Genomic DNA, 17,753 nt, shown 5'->3' with positions numbered 1-17,753 from the left:
CGGTTTCAGGCGATGCCAACGCCCAGATAGCGGTCCTTGACGACCTCGTCCGCCACAAAGTCGGCGTTGCTGGCTTCATGCACGATGGCGCCCTGCTCGATGATGTAGTGGCGGTCGGCCAGCTGGGTACAGACCTCCAGGTTCTGTTCCACCAGCAAGATGGAGACACCGGCGGCCTTGATGACCTTGAGTTGGGCCACGATCTCTTCGACGATGACAGGGGCCAGGCCTTCCACCGGCTCGTCCAGCATCAGCAGGCGCGGCGCATTCATCAGGGCGCGGCCAATGGCCAGCATCTGCTGCTCGCCGCCCGAGAGCTGGCCGCCGCCGTTGCTGCGGCGCTCTTTCAGGCGCGGGAAGATGCGGTAGATGTCGGCCAGTTGCCAAGGCGATTGCTTGCGCTGGGCCAGCAGCAGGTTTTCTTCCACCGTCAGCAGCTTGAAGATGCCGCGGTGCTCGGGCACCAGACAGATGCCGCGTTGCGCCACCTGGTGGGTGGCCAGCTGGTGCACGGCTTGGCCGGCGAATTCAATGCGGCCCTGTGGTGGGCGCATCACCCCTGCAATCGATTTGAGGGTGGTGGTCTTGCCAGCACCGTTGCGGCCCAGCAGGGTGACCAGCTCTCCATCGCGCACCTGCAGGCTCACGCCCTGCAGCACATGGCTTTTGCCGTAATAGCCGTGGATATGGTCCACGTTGAGGATGGTGCTCATGCCTTGCCTCCGGTGATCATATTGCCCAGGTAGGCTGTGCGCACACGCGCATCGCTGCGGATGTCGTTGGGCACGCCTTCCGCCAGCACACGGCCTTGCTGCATGACGGTGATGGTGTCCGAGATGTCCATCACGATGTTCATGTTGTGCTCGATCAGCACCACGGTGTGCTCCTGCTTGAGCCCCTGGATGAGCTGCTTCATGTCTTCCAGATCGTCTATGCCCATGCCCGAGGTGGGCTCGTCCAGAAAAATGGCCTTGGGCCTGGCCGCGAGGGCCATGCCGACTTCCAGGCGGCGCTGCTGGCCATGGGACAGGCTGCCGGCAGGCGTGTGGGCAAAGCGCTCCAGACCCAGGCGGTCCAGCACATGCTCCACCGTCTGCTGCTGGGCGCGGGCTCCCGTGGGCGGGCTCCAGCAGTTCAGCGCATGCAGCGGTGCCACGCCTTGTGCGGCCAGACGCAGGTTTTCCTGCACCGACAAGGTGAGGAACAGGCTGGTCACCTGAAAGGAGCGGGCCATGCCGCGCTGCACGCGGCGGTGATCGGGTTCCTGGGTCACATCATGGCCATCGAACTCGATGCGCCCGGCGCTGACCGATTTGGTGCCGGTCAGCATGTGAAACAGCGTGGTCTTGCCAGCGCCATTGGGGCCAATCACCGAGTGCACGGTGTTGGCGCGTACCTGCAGGTCCACGCCACCCAGGGCTATGAATTTGTCATAGCGTTTTTCTACGCCAAAGGCCTGCAGCAAGATGGGATGGGATGCGGTGTTGTTCATCAGGCGTGCTCCCCTCGCTTGGCGTTGTCCGCGGCTTTTTTGTCGCGGCGAATCAACTGCCAGATGTCCTCCAGCAGGCCCCACAGGCCACGTTGCATGCCCAGGCTCACCACCATCAGCACCACCCCCAGCAGCAGCAGCCAGCGCGGCCACAGTGTGGACAGCCAGTCGCCCAGCAGCACATAAAAGGCTGCGCCCAGCACGGAGGCCAGCAGGTTGCCGGTGCCACCAATCACCGTCATCACCAGAATCATTTCGCTGGTGTGGAACTCCGCGCTGGACAGCGGGGCAATCCCGGACATCATGGCGTGCAGCCCCCCGGCCAGGCCGGTGACGGCACCGGAGATGACAAAGGCCTGGAGCTTGAGCAGCCGCAGGTTGTAGCCCACGGCGGCAGCGCGCTCTTCGTTGTCGCGCACGGCCAGCAGGGTGCGGCCGAACATGGAGTTGCACACGCGGCGCAGCAGCCAGAACACCAGGATGAACAGCGTGGCCACCAGGGTGTAGAACTGCCAGGGTGTTTGCAGCGACCACAGGGTGTAGCCGGCAATCTGCAGCGATGGGCGCGGTATGTCCATCAAGCCGTTGTCACCGCCCGTGAGGCCGGTGGCCGTGTAGGCCAGAAAATAAAACATCTGCGAGAACGCCAGGGTCAGCATCACAAAGTAAGTGCCTTTCTGGCGTATGGCGACCCAGCCCACCACGGCAGCGCCCACCGCCCCCATCAGCACGGCCGTGAGCAGCGCGATGGGCATGGGCAGCTGCCAGCGCGTCAGAAACAGGGCGATGGTGTAGCTGCCCAGGCCAAAGAACACGCCCTGGCCGAATGACAGCAGCCCGGTGTAGCCCAGCAGCAGATTGCAGGCCATGGCGGCCAGCGAATAGATCAGCACCTCGGTGGCCAGTGAGCCCGACTGCATGCACAGTGGCATCGCCAGCACAATGGCCAGCGCCAGAATCATTTGTATGTGTTTGGACATGGTGTTCAGCCTTTCCGTCCCAGCAGACCATGGGGGCGCAGCAGCAGCACGGCGGCCATGGCGACATAAATCATCAGGCGGGCACCTTCCGGCCACAGCGTGCTCATCACGCTTTGCACAATGCCGATCAAAAGCCCCCCCACCAGGGCGCCGCCAAAGCTGCCCAGGCCTCCCACCACCACAATCACAAAGGCAATGCCCAGGGCCTCGATGCCCATAAAGGGTTCGGCCCCGCGTATGGGGGCGGCCAGCACACCGGCCAGTGCGGCCGTTGCCGCGCCCAGCGCAAACACCAGGCTGAAAATGCCGAACACGTTGTAGCCCAGCAGGGACACCATCTCCGTGGATTCGCTGCCGGCACGCACGGCACTGCCCAGGCGTGTGCCTTCCAGCACCCACCACAGCAGCACGGCCAGCACGGCGGTGAAGGCGATGACAAACAGGCGGTATTTGGGATAGACAAAGCTGCCCCACATGACCACGCCTTGCAGCAGATCCGGCACCGCCACGCTGTCGCCCAGCGGCCCCCACTGGATGATGACCAGCTCCTGCACCACCAGGGCCAGGCCTGCGGTGATCAGAATGTGGAACTCATGGGGCTTGGCATACACATGACGCAGCAGCAGTTTTTCGGTCAGCCAGCCCAAAGCGCCCACGGCCAGCGGCGCGATGAGCAGCGTGAGCCAGAAACTCATGCCCCAGCGGGTGAGCTGAAAGCAGAAATACGCGCCCAGCAGGTAGAAGGCTCCATGCGCAAAATTCACAAAGCGCAAGAGACCAAACACAATCGACAGGCCCACGGCCAACAGGAAATACAGCATGCCAATGCCTATCCCGTTGATGGTCTGTAGCAGGTAGATGCTCATACAGGGTCCGAAACAAAGAAGACTGCAGGCGCAAGCCACCCCGCACCCCGTGAGGGTGGGGCGTTGTGAAGGCGTGCGCTGCGGTGTGGAAGATCAGCAGGCGATAGGCGCCGCGCTATGGGGCCTGCACAGCCCGGACGAGGAGCCCTGGGCTGTGCATGTTTTTAGGCCAGCTTGCAGCCTGTCTGGTCTACCGGGAGGAAGGACTTCCCGGCGCTGATGACATCCACATAGTCATCCTTGTTGGCCATCTTGGACTTGGGCTTGCCCTTGAGCAGGTAGTAGTCCTTGAGCACCTGGTGGTCGGCCTTGCGCACCTCTTCCTCGCCCGTCAGGCCCTGGTATTTCATGCCCTCCAGCGCGGCGATCACGGCTTTTTGATCGGTCTTGCCGGCCTTGATGATGGCGTCGATCAACAGCTTGGTGCCGATGTAGGAGCCCGCCAGGCTGTAGTTGGGGTTGTACTTGTGCTTGGCCTGCGTCATCTTGACCAGCTCGTTGTTCAGCGGCGTGTTGACCGTGTGCCAGTACTGGGCGCCAAAGTACACGCCTTCGCACAGGTCGGCGCCCAGTGCTTCGAATTGCTCCAGGCCCGAGGCCCAGGCAATCAAGATGGTCATGTTCTTGTTCATGCCAAAGCTGACGGCCTGGCGCAGCGTGTCGGAAGACTGGGCACCGAAGTTCAGGATCAGCAGTACATCGGGCTTGGCCGCTGCGGCATTCGTCAGGTAGCCGCTGAATTCCTTCTCGGTCAGCGAGTGGTAGCTGTTGCCCACATGCTCTATGCCTTTTTCCTTGAAGATGTTTTTGGCGGCCGTCAGCAGGCCGTCGCCAAACACATATTGCGGCGTGATGGTGTAGACGCGCTTGGCCTTGGGCAAGGCCTCCAGCAAGGGCCGCACGGTTTGCTCAATGGCGCCAAAAGTGGGGACCGACCAGCGGAATGTGGCGCTGTTGCAGTCCTTGCCCGTCAACTCGTCTGCCCCCGCCGTGGTGATGAAGACACCGCCTGTTTTTTCTGCCTCCTTGCCCATGGCCAGGGACTCGGACGACAAGATGCCGCCGGCAAAAAAGCGTGTGCCTTTTTGCTGCGAGCTTTCCTGCACCTTGCGTATGGCCGTGGCGGGCTTGCCTTCGGTGTCCAGCAAGGTGTAGGCCAGGGGCATGCCCAGGGCCTTGCCGTACTGCTCGATGGCCAGCTTCATGCCGATGTCTGCGAACTTGCCATTGGCTGCAAAAGGGCCGGACATGGGAACCGGGCAGCCGAACTGGATGGTGTTCTGGGCCCAGGCTCTGGGCAGCAGACCCAGAGAGGCGGGCACAGCGCCCAGTGCGGAAAGCTGCAGAAAGTGGCGACGTTGCATGGACAAGCTCCTGTGGGTGAAGGGAGAGCACAAAAGAACAAGACGTTGTGGCATGCCAGAAATCAGGTGTGGCGTGCAGATGTCGGTTTTCTATTTATAGTGATAAATAGGAAGAATCTGCCGCGTGCAAACCCTAGCGTTGCGCTGCATTCGGTGCTGCGTTGCAATGTGGCATCGTGCTTCTTCTCGGTGCACTCTCGGCTCACTCTTTTCTTTACTGAACTCTTCTTATGGCGTCCCATCAGCCCATCAAACCGCTCAAACGTCCCGATCTGGTGGCCCAGGAAATCAAGCGCCTCATCACCGAAAAAAACCTCAGCCCCGGCGACCGCCTGCCGCGTGAGAGCGAGCTGCAGGCGCAGTTCCAGGTGAGCAAGGGCACGATCCGCGAGGCGCTCAAGTCGCTGGAGGTGCAAGGCCTGGTGTCCATCTCTACCGGCCCTTCCGGGGGCGGCACCATCGTCAAAGTGCCGCTGGACCGCACGCTGCAATTCATGCAGAACTACCTCTTTTTCCAGGAGGTGACGATAGACAGCATCTACGCCGTGCGCCTGATGCTGGAGCCCGAGCTGGCCGCAGGTGCGGTGCCCCACCTCACCGAAGCCGACTTCCATGCGCTGGAGCACAGCATCAGCTGCTGCGATCCTTCGCACAGCCACAGCGATCTGCTGGAGCAGCGCCGCGAAGACGTGAACTTTCACGACATTCTGGCGGCGGCCAACCCCAATCCTTTTTTGCGTTTCACCTGCGAGCTGATCAACGAAATGATTCGCCAGCTGATCGTGTTCGGCAACCGCACGGCGCAGGCAGAGCACCGGCGTTTTGGGGCCGAGAACGTGGAGTTTCACGGCCGCATCGTGCAGGCGGCGCGGGCCCGTGATGTGGAGCAGGTGAGAGCGCTGATGCAGGAGCACATGGCATCAGCAGCCCGCAGCGTGCAGCGCATGAAGGGGCGGCTGCAGGGGCGGCTGATTCTGGATGCGGATTCCTTGCGGCGCTTTCGCGTGGAGACGGACCCCAAGCCGCGCTCTGCAGCGCTGGCCCCGGCCGCTGGCAAGCCGGTGAAAGCCGCTGCTAAATCCGTGAAAAAACCGGCGACAAAGCGTGCGCCCAAGACGGCGGAAACAGTGGCCGCACCCGCTGTAGAACCGGCAGAAACTCCGGCCAAACCCCGGCGCAGCACTGCAAAAAAGTGAGCTGCCAATGCTTTGCTAGGGCAGGCCTTAATGACAAAGAACGCCAAGCCTGGTGGATAGCCTGCACAAGGCGCTCATGTTTTTGAAGGCGGCAGCCAGGCCGCCCATGTCTGCACGCAGCTGAAAAATTCTTTGCAGCATGGCAAACAACGCGCCCAGGATGGTTCAAGAAAAAGCCCCGCCAAAGCGGGGCTGTCTCATGCAGGTGAAAAACCGTTTTCAGCGGCTGCTGGGGAAGCTGAACACCGCGCCCTCGCGCACGCCGGCGCTGGGCCAGCGCTGGGTGATGGTCTTGCGCTTGGTGTAAAAGCGCACGGCGTCGGGCCCATAGGCGTGCAGGTCGCCAAACAGCGAGCGCTTCCAGCCGCCAAACGAGTGGTAGGCCACGGGCACGGGAAGGGGCACGTTCACGCCCACCATGCCGACCTGGATGTGGTCAGTGAAGTAGCGCGCGGCCTCGCCGTCGCGGGTGAAGATGCAGGTGCCGTTGCCGTATTCATGGGCGTCGATCAGGTCCATGGCTTCTTGCAGCGTTTTGACGCGCACCACGCCCAGCACCGGGCCGAAGATTTCTTCCTGGTAAATCTTCATGCCGGGTTTGACATGGTCAAACAGGCAGGCGCCGAGGAAATAGCCTTGCTCGTGGCCGGCCACCTTCACGCCGCGGCCGTCGACCACCAGCGTGGCACCTTCGGCCACGCCGCTGTCTACATAGGCCTTGACCTTGTCGAAGTGGGGTTTGGTGACCAGGGGGCCCATGTCGTTGCTGTTGTCGGTGCCGGGGCCGACCTTCATCTTGGCGATTTCGGCCTTCAGGCCGGCCACCACGGCATCGCCCACTTCATCACCCACGGCCACCAGCAGCGGGATGGCCATGCAGCGCTCGCCGCAGCTGCCGTAGGCCGCACCCATCAAGGCGTTCACGGCGTTGGGCACATCGGCGTCGGGCATCAAGATGGCGTGGTTTTTGGCGCCGCCGAGGGCCTGCACGCGCTTGCCGTGTTTGCAGCCTTCGGCGTAGATGTATTCGGCAATCGGGGTGGAGCCCACAAAGCTCACGGCCTTGACGCGCGGGTCTTGCAGCAGCGTGTCCACAGCGGTCTTGTCGCCGTTGACCACGTTCAGCACGCCCGGGGGCAGGCCGGCTTCCAGCGCCAGCTGGGCAATGAACAGCGTGCTGCTGGGGTCGCGCTCCGAAGGTTTGAGCACAAAGGTGTTGCCGCAGGCCACGGCCATGGGCCACATCCACAGCGGCACCATGGCGGGGAAGTTGAACGGCGTGATGCCGGCGGTGACGCCCAGCGCCTGGAACTCGCTCCAGGAATCAATGCCCGGGCCCACGTTGCGGCTGTGCTCGCCCTTGAGCAGCTCGGGCGCGTAGCTGGCGTATTCCACGTTCTCTATGCCGCGCTGCAGCTCGCCATGGGCGTCGGCCAGCACCTTGCCGTGCTCGGCGGTGATGAGGGCGGCAATCTTGTCGGCGTTTTCTTCCAGCAGCACTTTCAGCTTGCTCATCACCCGGGCGCGCTTGAGCGGCGGGGTATTGCGCCAGGCGGGAAAGGCTTTTTCAGCGGAGGCAATCGCCGCCTCCACGGTGGCCTTGGAGGCCAGGGCCACGTTCAGCTGGCTCTGGCCGGTGGCGGGGTTGAACACCGGCTGGGTGCGGGCGTTGTCGGCCACGATCTGGCCATCAATCAAATGGCCCACGGTGGCGGTGATGGCGGAATCCTTGTGCATGGCTTTGGGGCTCGAATGGGCTGCGGCGCATACGTGTAGCGCTTGGGCAGCTATGGTTTCAGGAGAGTGCGGCAGTATCCGCAGCTGCGAAACAAGAGACCAGCGCCTGGGAGACAGGCGCTGGCAAGGAGTGCTTTAGGCGGTGGCGTTCAGTGCATCGCCCAGGGCGCTGACCAGGCGGTCAATCTCGGTCTCGGTACTGATAAAGGGCGGGGCCAGTTGGATGGTGTCGCCGCCGTAGCGCACGTAAAAGCCTTGCTCCCACAGCTTCATCGCCACCTCATAGGGGCGCTTGGCGGGCTCGCCTGGCAGCGGGTCAATGCTGAAGCCGGCGGCCAGGCCAAAGTTGCGGATGTCCAGCACATGCTTGGCGCCCTTGAGGCCGTGCACGGCTTTCTCAAAATACGGCGCCAGTGCCTTGACGCGGCCGGGGGCATCTTCTTTTTGCAGCAGGTCTAGCGAAGCCAGGCCGGCAGCGCAGGCCACGGGGTGGGCCGAGTAGGTGTAGCCGTGGGCAAATTCCAGCATGTACTCGGGGCCGCCCGCCGCCATAAAGGTGTCGTAAATCTCTTTGCTGGCCACGCAGCCGCCCAGGGGCTGGGCGCCATTGGTGACCTGCTTGGCAAAGTTCAGGATGTCGGGGGTGACGCCAAACACCTCGGAGCCGGTCCAGCCGCCGCAGCGGCCAAAGCCGGTGATGACTTCGTCAAAGATCAGCAGGATGTTGTTTTGCGTGCAGATCTCGCGCAGGCGCTGCAGATAGCCTGCGGGCGGAATCACCACGCCGGCCGAGCCGGAGAAGGGCTCGACGATGACGGCGGCGATATTGCTGGCGTCATGCAGGGCAATCACGTCCAGCAGGCGGTCGGCCAGGGCGCGGCCGTCGATATCGGGCATGCCCTTGTGAAAGCCGCCAAACGCGGGCTGGGTGTGGGGCAGGTGGTCGGCCTCAATGCCCTGGCCAAACAGCTTGCGGTTGCCCACCATGCCACCGACCGAGATGCCGCCGTAGTTCACGCCGTGGTAGCCTTTTTCGCGGCCAATCAGCCGCGTTTTGCCGGCCTGGCCCTTGGCGCGCCAGTAGGCGCGGGCCATTTTGAGCGAGGTGTCGGCCGCTTCCGAGCCCGAGCCGGTGAAGAACACATAGTCCAGGCCGGCGGGGGTCAGCTCCTTGATCTGGTTGGCCAGCGCAAATGCGGCCGGGTGGCCGAACTGGAAGGCGGGGGCGTAGTCCAGGTTCAGCGCGGCCTTGCCCACGGCCTCGGCGATTTCCTTGCGGCCATGGCCCAGGCCCGAGCACCACAGGCCGGAGAGGCCGTCAAAAATCTTGCGCCCGGCGCTGTCCTGCAGATAGGCGCCCTGGGCGCCCACGATCATGCGGGGCTTGGCCTTGAAGTTGCGGTTGCCGGTAAAGGGCATCCAGTGGGCGTCCAGCCAGGCCGCGTCCATGCGGGATGCGGTGGCGGCGGGTTGGGTGATGTCGGCAAAGTCCATGGTGAACTCCTCACAGGGGGAAAAGCGGGTGAGGGCCATTGTTGGAGGGGGCTACGTTTTCTTGAATAGCCGTAAACCCATGTTTACTTGCGTTTTTGCGCAAGTATCACCGCCATCAGCGGCGCTGCTCCATGGCCAGGCGCACGGCCAGCCCGCCCAGCACGGCGCCCATGACCCATTTCTGTGCCCGCAGCCAGTGCGGGTTGTCCTTGAACCACAGCGCAATGCGCGCGGCAAACAGCGTGATCAGCAGGTTGACGCTGAAGCTGGTGCTGATCTGCACCAGGCCCAGCGTCACGCTTTGCCAGAACACCGAGCCATGTTCGGTGCTGACGAACTGCGGAAAGATGGAGAGGTAAAAAATCGCCACCTTGGGGTTGAGGATGCTGGTGAACAAGCCCATGGCAAACAGCTTGCGCGGCGACTCGGGCGGCAGCTCCACGGTCTGTGCAAAAGGCGAGGCGCCGCCGGGGCGCAGCGCCTGCCAAGCCATCCACAGCAGGTAGGCGGCGCCGGCCCATTTCAGCAGCTCAAAGGCCAGGGGCACGGCCATGAACAAGGCGGTCAGCCCCAGGCTGGCGGCCAGCATGTGCACAAAAAAGCCCAGCACCACGCCCGCCAGCGAGACCACGCCCGCGCCGCGCCCCTGGCAGATGGAGCGCGAGATCAAATACAGCATATTGGGGCCGGGCGTGAGCACCAGCAGCAGGGAGGCACCGGCAAACACCAGCAGATCGTGGGTGGGAATCATGGGCGATCCAAAAGAGAGCGACAAAGTGCGCGGTCACCATTACACCAGCGTTGGGCCCGATGGTGGCGGCCGCGAAACTTGCTCTAATGCCTGCCATGACGTCCAGTTCTGCCCGCTCTGCTCCCGCTGTCACCGCTCCTGCCGCTCCCATGGCCCGCGCCCGTGCGGTGCTGGGCCAGTTGAGCGATATGGATTTGCGCCTGCTGCGCATCTTCAAGAGCGTGGTGGAGTGCGGCGGCATGTCGGCAGCGGAGCTGGAGCTGAACATCAGCGCCTCCACCCTCAGCCGCCATATGAAAGACCTGGAAGAGCGCCTGGGCCTGGTGCTGTGCCGCCGGGGCCGTGCCGGCTTTGCCACCACGGCCGAGGGGCTGAAGGTGTATGAGGCCACGCTGCAACTGCTGGGTGGGGTGGACCTGTTTCGCAGCCAGATCGACGACATCCACGACCGCATGGGGGGCAATCTGGAACTGGCGGTGTTTGACAAGACCGTCACCAACCCGGCGGCGCAGATCGATGCCGCCATACGCGCCTTCCACCAGCAGGCGCCCGAGGTGAATCTGCAGCTGCATGTCTGCAGCATCAACACCATAGAGCGCGGGCTGATGGAGGGGCGCTTTCAGGTGGGCATCATCCCGGCGCACCGGGCCTCGGCCAGCCTGGTTTACCGCGACCTGTTTGCCGAGCATATGCAGCTGTATTGCGCCGCCGGCCACCCGTTGCATGGGGCCGACCACAGCCAGCTGGACTGGGAGGGCCTGCGCCGCTATCCCTTTGCCGGCCTGGGTGAGCATTCGCCGAATATGGAACTCAGCCACAGTGCCTGCCTGCCGCGCAAGGCCACGGGCTTTGACCAGGAGGCGATCGCCACGCTGATCCTCTCGGGCTGCTACCTGGGTTTTCTGCCCGACCACTATGCCCAGGCACTGGAGGCCGCGGGCCGCCTGCAGGCCGTGGCGCCCGCGCGCTTTCACTACGACTGCCAATTTGTCGCCATGTGGCGGCTGTCCCCCCAGCCCAGCCGCGCCGCCCAGGCCTTTATCGACTGCCTGGTGCGGGCCCATGGTGGAGATGCGGGCTAGTTATCCACGGCTGTTGACAGCCTATACCGGGGTGTACACAGGCTTGCCAACAGGTTTATCCACATTCTGCGAAAAAGAGAGCGGCTGCAGCGCATGGGTTCTTAAGTCAAGCTGAAACATCTTTGATATCAAGTGCTTATGCGCAGCGGATGCTCTAAAACAAGGAGCGGGATGCAGAACAAAAAAAAGCCGTCCAGAGGACGGCTTGAAAAGTAGCCCTGAAAGAGCCACAAGGAAAAAGATGACAAACAGCCAGCAGCATGCCCAAGGGCACTGCCAAGCAGTCTCCCGCGTATGTGTGACGCGGCCATGACAGGCCGCATGCCCTGCAAAGCCTGTACCGCAAAGCGGTGCAGCCTGTTGCCATGCACAGCATATTAATGGCTTGTACACAGTGAAAATGCCAGTTGTGCGGCAGTTTTCCACAGTTTGTTGACATGGCTTGGATGGGCTTCGGGCAGGAAAGTTCCTGCAGGTCTGGTATTTGCATGTGGGCCGTGGCATGCTGGGGCTTCCCTCCCGCACCGGAACACCGTCATGACCACTTTGTCCTCCATTGCCCAGTCGGGCCTGCAAGTGGCGCAGCAGCGCCTGGATGCCTCGGCACACAACGTGGCCAACCAGTCCACCGCAGACTTTCGCCGCCAGCAGGTGCAGCAGCAGGCGCTGGCGCAGGGCGGTGTACAGGGCCAGACCACGCGCGCCGTGGAGGCCGGTGTGGCGCCGGTGCAGGAAGCGGTGGAGCAGGTCAGCGCCAGCTACGCCTACCTGGCCAATCTGCAGGTGCTGCGCACCAACGACCGCATGCAGGGCGCGTTGTTGGATGTGAAAGCATGAGAAAAACGACACCCCCTTGAGGCACTGCGTGCCTTCCCCCGCTCTTTGCTCGCTGTGCTCGCGGGCAGGGGGACGACACCGGCGCCTAGCAGGGATACAAGGCGGCCCTTGCGCGGTGTCCTGGCATGGGACAGTGCCGGTGTTACGCGCTGGGGGGTGATGGAGGGCCTGGTGATGTACAAACCACACGCATAGGCGCATCGTGCCATTTTCCGCGCGGCCGGGTAGGCCCTTGCGCTGCAGCACTGACAGAGGCCTGAAGGTAGTTTGGGGTCAGCTGGCGCGGGCCCAGTTGGCGAGGTGGTCGGCCAACCAACTGGGGAAGGTGGCAAGTGCTGGCATGGCTGTTCTTTCGGCTCAGGCGGCCAGGGCCTGCTGCTGGAGGCGGCGCTCCCAGAGCTTCTCGTGGGCATAGAAGAACACCATTTGCACGGCAGGCTCCAGCAGGCTGAGCGTGAGGGCCTGCACCCAGTTGCCGGTCACGGTGTAGGCCACGGCCGTGGCCACCGACATGTGCAGCAGGTAGTAGCTGCCCGTCTTTGCCAGGGTGTGGCCACGGCGCTGGGGGATGCGCTCCCAGCCTTTCTCATGAAAGAAGAAGGCAAAGGCCTGCACCGTGGGCTCCAGCAGGCTCAGCGTGAGCGCGGCATACAGATTGCCCGTGACGGCATAGGCCACCACCGCCGCCACGGCGATGTGCACCAGATAGTAGCTGGCGGTCTTGCGCAAGGTGGTGCGATGCGGGGCAATGAGGCGGTGGATGCAGGTCATGGGCGTGCTCGCGAAAATCTTGTGGAATGAGATTCATTCTTTCTGCTGGAGGTGGCTCTGCGCAAGAAGATGTGCTGGTTGCCATGGTAGAGGGCATGCTGGCCCAAGGCCAATTGCGAGGGGGAATGCGCTCGATAAGAACAATCAATCGGTAGCGCCCTTCCGCTTTTCCGTGGCCTGTTCATGGGTATTTGTAAAAATTTGTACAGGAAACTGGGTGGCATGTCAGCATCACCGCCGCTACGGCGCCATGGCTAAGGTTATGGACCGCATGTGCGCAGCGCCTTGGGGCGCTGCATTCTTTTCGTGATTTCACCGGCCTGCGACCACCGTGATCCTGGATCTGTTCTTTGTGCAAGGCGAAGCCTTCAACCCCCCGCTGTGGAGCTGGATGGACCCATCCCTGGTGGCCATTTCTCTGGGCATTGCCCTGCTGTCCGCCATGGTGGCATTGCAGATGGCGGTGCTGGCGCGGCGCAGCACCCATGCCTGGGCGCGAACCACGGCATTGAGCACCGGGGCGCTGGCCATGGGCGGCGGCATCTGGAGCATGCATTTTGTGGGCATGCTGGCCTATGGGCCTTGCGCACAAAGCGCGTTCAGTCCGTGGATCACCTTGTTGTCCACCTTGCCGGCTCTGCTGGCCTCCTGGCTGGCGTTGCGGGTGATGATGCGCGAGGAGATTTCTGGTCGGCAGCTGGCGCTGTCGGCCATGTTGATGGGCGTGGCCATAGGCAGCATGCACTTCATCGGCATGGCGGCCTCCAACCTGCGCGACTTCATGCGCTACGACCCGTTGCTGGTGGTAGTGGCTGTGGCCATGAGCGTGCTGCTGGCCGCTGCTGCGCTGGGCGTGCGCTTTCGCCTGGGGGAGAGCGGCCGCAAGCTGTGGCCCACCCTGTTGGGCGGCAGCATCATGGGCACGGCCATTGCTGGTATGCATTACACCGCCATGGCTGCCATCCGCTATGTGGATGTGGTGCCAGAAGACATGGGCAGCGCAGTGGCCGGTGGCCGCATCGGCATGGTGGCGGCACTGACCGGTTTTGTGCTGGTGCTCAGCCTGGTCGTGGTGGTGCTGAACCTGGGCCTGCGCTATCGCCAGTTTTTCCGCGATGTCCAGCGCAGCGAAACCCGGCTGCGCGCCGTGGTGGACACGGCGGTGGACGCCATCATCATGATCGAGGGCAACGGCCTGGTCAGCACCTACAACGGCGCGGCCGAGCGCCTGCTGGGCTGGAAGGCCGAGGAGGTCATTGGCAAGAACGTCAGCATGCTCATGCCCCAGCCCATGCAGCGCGAGCACGATGGCTATCTGCACCGGCATATTGCGACCGGGCATTCCAGCATCATCGGTGTGGGCCGTGAGGTGAAGGCTCTGCACAAGGACGGCTACCTGGTCGATGTGCGCCTGGCGCTGGGACGGGTGCCGCTGCCGGGCATGCCGCTGTTTGTGGGTTTTCTGACCGATATTCGCAGCCGCAAGCAGATGGAGGAGTCGCTGCGTCACAGCGAAAAGCAGCACCGCACGCTGATCAGCAACATCCCCGGCGTGACCTTCCGCAGCCAGCAGGACCGGCATGGTGCACCGCTGTTTCTGGGGGGCTCGGTGCAAACGCTGACGGGCTGGCTGCCAGAGGATTTCATGGAGGCACGCGCATGCTTCGCCGACATCCTGCACCCGGATGATGCCGACGTTTTCAGCCGCCAGGTGTGCGATGCGATCGCAAACAACGAGCCCTACACCGTGGAGTACCGCATCCTGCACCGCGATGGCGGTGTGCGCTGGGTGACCGAAAGCGCGCGCGGCATCTACGGGGCCGACGGCCAGCTGCAGTGGATCGATGGCGTGATGATGGACAACACCGCGCTCAAGGCCCGCAATGCCGAGTTCGAGGGCACGATGACGGCCATCAACAGCGCGCTGGCCGTGGTGGAGTACGACCTGGAAGGCCGGCTGATATCGGTCAACGGCAACTTCTGCCAATTGTTTGGCTACGCGGAGCAGGAGCTGCTGGGCCAGCCCCACAGCCTGCTGTGCACGCCTGGGCGTGTGGCCGATTCCAGCTACCAACAGCTGTGGCAGACGCTGCGCAGCGGCAAGGCCGAGAGCGGCGAATACCAGTGCGTGGGCCAGGGCGGACGGCTGCTGTGGGTGCAAAGCAGCTACCACCCCATTCTGGATGCGGGTGGCAAGCCATTCAAGATCGTGCAGCTCATCACCGACCTGACGGAGCGGCGCAAGATGGAGCAGGAGCTGCTGCTGTCCAAGGAGCATGCCGAGGCCGCGGCCGCTGCGCGCAGCACCTTCCTGGCCAATATGAGCCACGAGATCCGTACGCCCATGAACGCCATCATCGGCTTCACCGAAGCGCTGCTGGACACCCCGCTGCAAACCCAGCAATCGCGCTACCTCAGCACGGTGCACTACTCGGCGCGTTCCATGCTGCGCCTGCTCAACGACATCCTGGACACAGCCAAGCTGGACAAGGGCGCCATGATGCTGGAGCAGGAAGCCTTCAGTCCGCGCGAGTTGTGTGAGCAGATCCTGGCCTCGCTGCGCATCAATGCCGACAAAAAAGGCCTGTATCTGCGGCAGGACTTTGCCCCTGCCGTCCCTGAATTCCTGGTGGGCGATGCGCTGCGTGTGCAGCAGATTCTGATCAACCTGGTGGGCAATGCCGTCAAGTTCACCGAGCAGGGCGGAGTGACCGTGGCCGTGGACTACCGCGATGGGCAGCTGTGCCTGGCGGTGCAGGACACCGGCATCGGCATTGCGGCCGAGCAGATTCGCCGCATCTTCGACCCCTTTGCCCAGGCCGACGCCTCCACCACCCGCCAGTACGGTGGCACGGGGCTGGGCACCACCATCTCGCGCCAGCTGGCCGAGTTGATGGGCGGGCGCATCGAAGTGGAAAGTGCACAGGGCGCGGGCAGCGTCTTTCGCGTGGTGCTGCCGCTTTTACCGGGCGAGCGGCCCGACGCCACGAGCCCACGTCGCTTTGCCGAGCTGCCGTCGCTGCGCATTCTGGCGGCCGACGATGTGCGCGAGAACCTGGAGCTGCTGGACATTCACCTGGGCAAGGCCCACCACCGCGTCACCCTGGCCAGTGACGGTGCCGAGGCGCTGGCCCTGTTCCAGCAGCAGCGCTTCGATCTGGTGCTGATGGACCTGCAGATGCCCGGCATGGACGGCCTGGAGGCCGCGCGCGCCATCCGCGCCTGGGAGGTGCAGGAAAAGCGCATGCCGGTGCCCATCGTGGCGCTGTCGGCCAGCGTGCTGGAGGAAGACCGCCGCGCCGCCAGCGCTGCCGGCATGGATGGTTTTGCCAACAAGCCGCTGGAGTTGTCCAAGCTGTATGCCGAAATGGCCCGTGTGCTGCGCATCGATGCCCAGCTGCGCGAGGCCGTACCCGTCACCCATGCAGCCTCACGCCAGGCCATGGTCGATGCCCATGTCATCGACTGGACGGTGGGCCTGCAGCGCTGGGGCAGCATGGAGGTGCTGCAAAAGGCGCTGCGCCGCTTCGCCAAAGAGCAGCCCGGCCATGTGCACCGCCTGCAGGATCTGCGAGCGGCCGAAGACTGGGAGGCCCTGGCCGGTGGCGCCCACCGCATGCGTGGTGCGGCAGGCAATCTGGCGCTGACGGCGCTCTACGCCCTGGCCTCCACGCTGGAGGCCGCCGCCCGCCAGGCCGACGGCTTGCAGGCCGACCAGCAACTGGGCGGTCTGTTCGAGGCCCTGGCGCAGCTGAACGCCTTGCTGGCCCAGCAGCCGGGGGCCGTGGGCAGCAGCGAAGCGTTGGTTGCCCAGCCCCCCATGTCCCAGGTGCCGGTAGGCCAGCTGCAGCAATGGCTGGCGGAGACCATCCAGGCGCTGGAAGGCGGTGAACTGGCGGCCGGTGCGCTGGCCGCACTGCAACAGCATTTACCTGCCGATGCCATGCTGCCACTGCAAGAAGCGGTGGACGCTTTTGACTTTGACCGCGCCCTGGCCTGCGCACATGCTTTGAAGAAACAATGGATACCCGCCTAGAAACCGCTGCTGCCCATGCCAGGACGGCGCCCCCGGTGGATCAGCGCAAGCGCATTCTGGTGGTGGACGACGAACCCACCAATCTGCATGTGCTGCGCCAGCTGCTGCAGGATGAATACCGCCTGCTGTTTGCCACCGATGGCCCCAAGGCGCTGCAGCTAGCACAGCAAAAGCCCGACCTCATCTTGCTGGACGTGATGATGCCGGGCATGGATGGCTACGCCGTGTGCCAGCACCTCAAGGCCGACAGCGCCACGGCCGCCATTCCGGTGATCTTTGTCACCGCCCTGTCCGACAGCGAGGACGAGGAGCGCGGCTTTGCCCTGGGAGGGGTGGACTACATCGTCAAGCCCGTGCGCGCGCCTGTGGTGCGGGCCCGTGTGCGCACCCATCTGTCGCTGGTGCGTGCCGAGTCGCTGCGCCAGTCGCGCCTGCAGATCGTGCAATGCCTGGGCCGCGCGGCGGAATACAAGGACAACGAAACCGGCAAGCATGTGATCCGCATGAGCCTGTACGCCAGAGCCCTGGCCCAGGCCTATGGCTGTGGCCCCGAGTGGGTGGAAGACCTGTTCAATGCCGCCCCCATGCACGATGTGGGAAAGATCGGCATTCCCGATGCCGTGCTGCTCAAGCCCGGGCCGCTGGATGCGGAGGAATGGACCGTCATGCGCTCCCACCCGCAGCTGGGCGCGGACATCATTGGTGAGCACGCTTTTCCCATGCTGCAGATGGCGCGCACCATTGCGCTGACCCACCATGAAAAATGGGATGGCAAAGGCTATCCCCATGGCCTGGAGGGCACCGACATCCCGCTGGAGGCCCGCATCGTGGCCATTGCCGATGTGTTCGATGCCCTGACCACGGTGCGCCCCTACAAGCAGGCGTGGAGCGTGGAAGACGCCTTTGCCCACCTGCGTGCACAGGCGGGGCTGCATTTCGACCCGCTTCTGGTCGAGCATTTCCTGGGGCTGGGTGCGGAGATCGGCGCCATACGCACGGAGTGGATGGATTGAGGTGGAGTCACCCCTGAGGCGTCTGCGGCGTCTGCCCCGCTTCACGATCTGGGAGTTGCGATGCGGGATCGCCAGAGGGGTGGGCATAGTCTGCAATTAAATTGATAGCGAAGTTCGGCCGGCGGCTACTGCGT

At 63.7% G+C, this 17,753-nt stretch carries 13 protein-coding genes and 2 pseudogenes; 5 read left to right on the top strand and 10 right to left on the bottom strand.

Translation table 11 applies throughout. The features are described 5' to 3' along the window. Positions 1-5: 5 nt before the first annotated feature. The 5 genes from ACA027_RS22150 to ACA027_RS22130 all read right to left on the bottom strand — a co-directional run bounded on the left by ACA027_RS22150 (position 6) and on the right by ACA027_RS22130 (position 4,702). A complete protein-coding gene (locus ACA027_RS22150; protein ID WP_370680331.1) occupies positions 6-713 on the bottom strand; it encodes an ABC transporter ATP-binding protein in 708 nt (235 codons plus the stop codon). Next, entirely contained in the window at positions 710-1,492 is a 783-nt protein-coding gene (locus ACA027_RS22145; protein WP_370680330.1) for an ABC transporter ATP-binding protein, read from the bottom strand. Before ACA027_RS22145 ends, ACA027_RS22150 begins: the two co-directional genes overlap by 4 nt. Beyond that, positions 1,492-2,472 carry a branched-chain amino acid ABC transporter permease gene (locus ACA027_RS22140; RefSeq protein WP_370680329.1) on the bottom strand — a complete coding sequence of 327 codons (981 nt, stop codon included), beginning with the start codon at positions 2,470-2,472 and terminating at the stop codon, positions 1,492-1,494. The genes ACA027_RS22145 and ACA027_RS22140 overlap by 1 nt, the downstream gene beginning before the upstream one ends. A 5-nt stretch (positions 2,473-2,477) precedes the next feature. Beyond that, positions 2,478-3,338: a branched-chain amino acid ABC transporter permease gene (locus ACA027_RS22135; RefSeq protein ID WP_370680328.1), complete on the bottom strand. Its 861-nt coding sequence runs from the start codon at positions 3,336-3,338 to the stop codon at positions 2,478-2,480. Between the two features lie 164 nt (positions 3,339-3,502). Next, the gene (locus ACA027_RS22130; protein WP_370680327.1) at positions 3,503-4,702 is read right to left on the bottom strand and encodes an ABC transporter substrate-binding protein; all 1,200 of its coding nucleotides are present in this window, start codon (positions 4,700-4,702) and stop codon (positions 3,503-3,505) included. A 230-nt stretch (positions 4,703-4,932) separates the two neighbouring features. On the opposite strand from ACA027_RS22130, the gene ACA027_RS22125 reads away from it, so the two are divergent. Beyond that, entirely contained in the window at positions 4,933-5,898 is a 966-nt protein-coding gene (locus ACA027_RS22125) for an FCD domain-containing protein (protein WP_370680326.1), read from the top strand. Between the two features lie 219 nt (positions 5,899-6,117). Here ACA027_RS22125 and ACA027_RS22120 read toward each other — a convergent pair whose 3' ends face one another. The 3 genes from ACA027_RS22120 to ACA027_RS22110 form a co-directional block, all read right to left on the bottom strand. After that, positions 6,118-7,635: a CoA-acylating methylmalonate-semialdehyde dehydrogenase gene (locus tag ACA027_RS22120; protein WP_370680325.1), complete on the bottom strand. Its 1,518-nt coding sequence runs from the start codon at positions 7,633-7,635 to the stop codon at positions 6,118-6,120. Between the two features lie 135 nt (positions 7,636-7,770). Next, positions 7,771-9,129 (bottom strand): aspartate aminotransferase family protein, encoded by a 1,359-nt coding sequence (locus ACA027_RS22115; RefSeq protein ID WP_370680323.1) that lies wholly within the window; start codon positions 9,127-9,129, stop codon positions 7,771-7,773. Positions 9,130-9,244: 115 nt separating this feature from the next. Continuing rightward, positions 9,245-9,880: a LysE family translocator gene (locus ACA027_RS22110; protein ID WP_370680322.1), complete on the bottom strand. Its 636-nt coding sequence runs from the start codon at positions 9,878-9,880 to the stop codon at positions 9,245-9,247. A gap of 149 nt (positions 9,881-10,029) precedes the next feature. Between ACA027_RS22110 and ACA027_RS22105 the strand changes: the two genes are divergently transcribed. Together ACA027_RS22105 and ACA027_RS22100 are read left to right on the top strand one after the other, a co-directional pair. After that, the gene (locus ACA027_RS22105; protein ID WP_370682659.1) at positions 10,030-10,962 is read left to right on the top strand and encodes a LysR family transcriptional regulator; all 933 of its coding nucleotides are present in this window, start codon (positions 10,030-10,032) and stop codon (positions 10,960-10,962) included. Positions 10,963-11,499: 537 nt separating this feature from the next. Beyond that, entirely contained in the window at positions 11,500-11,799 is a 300-nt protein-coding gene (locus ACA027_RS22100) for a flagellar basal body rod protein (RefSeq protein WP_370680321.1), read from the top strand. Between the two features lie 357 nt (positions 11,800-12,156). Here ACA027_RS22100 and ACA027_RS22095 read toward each other — a convergent pair. Together ACA027_RS22095 and ACA027_RS22090 are read right to left on the bottom strand one after the other, a co-directional pair. Then, positions 12,157-12,285: pseudogene (locus ACA027_RS22095) on the bottom strand (DUF2061 domain-containing protein); the annotation flags it as partial. 69 nt (positions 12,286-12,354) lie between these two features. Beyond that, positions 12,355-12,570: pseudogene (locus ACA027_RS22090) on the bottom strand (DUF2061 domain-containing protein); the annotation flags it as partial. A gap of 331 nt (positions 12,571-12,901) precedes the next feature. Between ACA027_RS22090 and ACA027_RS22085 the strand changes: the two are divergent. Further along, entirely contained in the window at positions 12,902-16,606 is a 3,705-nt protein-coding gene (locus ACA027_RS22085) for a PAS domain S-box protein (protein WP_370680320.1), read from the top strand. Beyond that, positions 16,591-17,619: a two-component system response regulator gene (locus ACA027_RS22080; RefSeq protein WP_370680319.1), complete on the top strand. Its 1,029-nt coding sequence runs from the start codon at positions 16,591-16,593 to the stop codon at positions 17,617-17,619. The genes ACA027_RS22085 and ACA027_RS22080 overlap by 16 nt, the downstream gene beginning before the upstream one ends. Positions 17,620-17,753 lie beyond the last annotated feature (134 nt).

The organism is Comamonas sp. GB3 AK4-5, from assembly GCF_041320665.1.
In the GTDB taxonomy this organism is placed as follows: Bacteria; Pseudomonadota; Gammaproteobacteria; order Burkholderiales; family Burkholderiaceae_C; genus Comamonas.
The sequence above is the reverse complement of the archived record's forward strand: the minus strand, read 5'-3'. Positions and strand labels throughout refer to the sequence as shown.

Bases quoted from the DNA above. Each gene is read 5' to 3' on its own strand.
- ACA027_RS22150 (WP_370680331.1), bottom strand. From the start codon at position 713: ATGAGCACCATCCTCAACGTGGACCATATCCACGGCTATTACGGCAAA.
- ACA027_RS22145 (WP_370680330.1), bottom strand. From the start codon at position 1,492: ATGAACAACACCGCATCCCATCCCATCTTGCTGCAGGCCTTTGGCGTA.
- ACA027_RS22140 (WP_370680329.1), bottom strand. From the start codon at position 2,472: ATGTCCAAACACATACAAATGATTCTGGCGCTGGCCATTGTGCTGGCG.
- ACA027_RS22135 (WP_370680328.1), bottom strand. From the start codon at position 3,338: ATGAGCATCTACCTGCTACAGACCATCAACGGGATAGGCATTGGCATG.
- ACA027_RS22130 (WP_370680327.1), bottom strand. From the start codon at position 4,702: ATGCAACGTCGCCACTTTCTGCAGCTTTCCGCACTGGGCGCTGTGCCC.
- ACA027_RS22125 (WP_370680326.1), top strand. From the start codon at position 4,933: ATGGCGTCCCATCAGCCCATCAAACCGCTCAAACGTCCCGATCTGGTG.
- ACA027_RS22120 (WP_370680325.1), bottom strand. From the start codon at position 7,635: ATGCACAAGGATTCCGCCATCACCGCCACCGTGGGCCATTTGATTGAT.
- ACA027_RS22115 (WP_370680323.1), bottom strand. From the start codon at position 9,129: ATGGACTTTGCCGACATCACCCAACCCGCCGCCACCGCATCCCGCATG.
- ACA027_RS22110 (WP_370680322.1), bottom strand. From the start codon at position 9,880: ATGATTCCCACCCACGATCTGCTGGTGTTTGCCGGTGCCTCCCTGCTG.
- ACA027_RS22105 (WP_370682659.1), top strand. From the start codon at position 10,030: ATGGCCCGCGCCCGTGCGGTGCTGGGCCAGTTGAGCGATATGGATTTG.
- ACA027_RS22100 (WP_370680321.1), top strand. From the start codon at position 11,500: ATGACCACTTTGTCCTCCATTGCCCAGTCGGGCCTGCAAGTGGCGCAG.
- ACA027_RS22080 (WP_370680319.1), top strand. From the start codon at position 16,591: ATGGATACCCGCCTAGAAACCGCTGCTGCCCATGCCAGGACGGCGCCC.